Here is a 2553-nt window from a genome sequence, read left to right on the forward strand (position 1 = left end):
TGGCGGAGTAGATTCGAGCGCCGTGGTTGCACTAATGTCGAAACATTCGTCGCAGCCGGTAAAAACCTATGCAATTGGTTTTGATACCGGCAGTGCTGGCCAATTTTACAATGAACTGCCTTACGCCCGCGCCGTAGCGGAACAATTTGGCACCCTGCATAAAGAAATCCTGGTTAAACCCGATGTCGTCAGTTTACTGCCCAAACTATTATGGCATCTGGATGAGCCGGTTGCCGACAGTGCTTTTATCACGACCTACCTGGTTTCTGAGTTTGCCCATAAAGATGTGACGGTGATTTTATCCGGTGTTGGCGGCGATGAGTTATTTGGTGGCTACCGGCGGTATCAGGGTGAACATTATTTACAAAAGTACCAGAAAATCCCCGCCTGGTTACGACAAAAGCTGATCAGCCCGCTTGCAAATAAACTACCCAGTGATCGCCATTCTAAATGGCTAAATACACTAAGATTAACTAAAGCCTTTGTGCAAAGTGCCGAGCTGGCAGAAGATCAGCGCTATCTGCGATACATGCAGGTATTCAGCGAGCAGCAAAGTCAGCAATTAATGCAACAGCCACCGGTTGGACCAAATCTGGTGCAGCAACGCTACCAACTGAGCAGTGCAGAACAGAGTTTATGGCGTATGTTTGATACAGACCGGCAAACACAGCTAGCTGACGATTTATTGTTACTCACAGATAAAATGACCATGGCGACATCGCTGGAATGTCGAGTCCCTTTTTTAGACCATCAATTGGTCGAGCTGGCGGTTAAGATACCGCAGCAACTGGTCATGAAAAATGGCCGTTTAAAGCACCTGTTAAAAGAAGCCTTGAGCGATATTTTACCAGGCAGTATTCTGGACAGGCCAAAGCGTGGTTTTGGTGCACCACTGGGCGCCTGGTTAAAACAGGAGTTAGCAAGCTTACTGGCGTTTTTTGTCAATCAGCAACGTATTGAGCAACGGGGTTTACTAAGCTGGCCGTTGATTGCACAAACACTGGCGTTACATCAATCCGGGCAGGAAGATCACACCGATCATCTGCTGGCCTTATTAAATCTGGAGATTTGGTGCCAGTTGTACCTCGATGGACAAAGCGCTGAGCAAATCAGTGAGACAATCAGGAAGTCGATATGAAAATTTTATATGTTTGCCACCGCTTTCCGTTTCCTCCTAAAAGAGGCGGCAAAATCCGGCCTTTTAATATGATCCGTCATTTTCATCAGCAAGGCCATCAGGTATATGTAGCCTCGTTGGCCCGAAACGAAGCAGAAGCAGCTGAGGGAACAGGCATTGAGCGTTACTGCGAGCAGTATTATGCAGCTGTGGTATCCGAACCCTGGCAGTTCTGCCGCATGATACTGCGTCTACCAGTGTTAACGCCCTCTTCTATGGGGTACTTTTACAGCCGCGACTTACAGCGTCATATCAATCAACTGCTGAAACAACATCAGTTCGATCTGATTTTTGTGCACTGCTCCTCAGTAGCGCAATACGTTGCGCATATTAAGGATACACCTAAATTATTAGATTTTGGCGATATGGATTCGCAAAAATGGTTAGCATACCGCGCCTTTAAACCCTTTCCACTGAGTCTTGGCTACTGGCTGGAAGGGCAAAAAATGCTCAGAGCAGAGAAACAACTGGCTCATCAGTTTGACCTTTGCAGCACCACCACTAAGGCTGAACTGGCTACGTTACAAAGTTACCAGACGCATGTGCCAACAGCCTGGTTTCCTAATGGCGTTGATTCCGATTATTTTAAACCTGGTCAGCAGGACTATGACAACCATAGTATTTCTTTTATTGGCCGCATGGATTACTACCCAAACCAGGAGGCAATGCTGCAATTTTGCCAGCACACCTTGCCATTAATTAAGCTGCAAGTGCCTGATGTTAAGCTTTATATTGTTGGCGCCGAGCCCAGCAAAGCCATTCGTGAGCTGGCGAATATACCGGGCGTTATTGTCACGGGCTCAGTAGATGATGTCCGGCCCTTTATTATCAATACTGCTGCCATGGTAGCACCGCTAAATATTGCCAGGGGCACCCAAAACAAAATCTTAGAGGCCATGGCAATGGCTGTACCGGTAGTGTGCAGCAGTCAGGCTGCCGGAGGCATAGACGCGGTGGCTGGCCGGCATTTTCTGATTGCAGACACGCCTTCACAGTATGCACAGGAATTATGCCGGCTGATGCTGGAGCCCGAGTTAAGGCAGCAATTGTCTCAAGCCGGCCGCGAACGCATGCTCACTCATCATCAATGGCATTTATCAATGCAGCAGTTAGACAGCATAGTGCAGCAATGCCTAAACTTATTTCAGGAAACCCAACAGACACAACGGGACGTGCAATTATGAATATTAGTATTTTTGGTCTGGGCTATGTTGGTGCTGTGTCACTGGCCTGCCTGGCTCGTGATGGCAACACGGTAATTGGCGTAGATATCGACTCGGTAAAACTACAATTAATTATGGATGGCCAATCTCCGGTTATCGAAGAGGGCATGCCTGAATTGATGGCGGCTATGGCAGCAAGTGGCCGGGTACGGG

General features: G+C 47.9%; 2 protein-coding genes and 1 pseudogene. All 3 read left to right on the plus strand.

Going from position 1 to position 2553, the window contains the following annotated elements; all coding sequences use genetic code 11:
* On the plus strand, window positions 1-1138 hold a 1138-nt coding region (locus V7D78_RS17000), incomplete at its 5' end, for an asparagine synthetase B family protein (protein ID WP_333609643.1).
* On the plus strand, window positions 1135-2361 hold the full coding sequence (locus tag V7D78_RS17005; RefSeq protein ID WP_333609644.1) for a TIGR03087 family PEP-CTERM/XrtA system glycosyltransferase: 1227 nt from the start codon (window positions 1135-1137) through the stop codon (window positions 2359-2361). The genes V7D78_RS17000 and V7D78_RS17005, both read left to right, overlap by 4 nt.
* A pseudogene (locus tag V7D78_RS17010) lies at window positions 2358-2553 on the plus strand (GDP-mannose dehydrogenase); the annotation flags it as partial. The gene V7D78_RS17005 and the pseudogene V7D78_RS17010, both read left to right, overlap by 4 nt.

The sequence above is a fragment of the Arsukibacterium sp. genome, assembly GCF_036735525.1.
Lineage (GTDB): Bacteria > Pseudomonadota > Gammaproteobacteria > Enterobacterales > Alteromonadaceae > Alishewanella.

Bases quoted from the DNA above. Each gene is read 5' to 3' on its own strand.
- V7D78_RS17005 (WP_333609644.1), top strand. From the start codon at position 1,135: ATGAAAATTTTATATGTTTGCCACCGCTTTCCGTTTCCTCCTAAAAGA.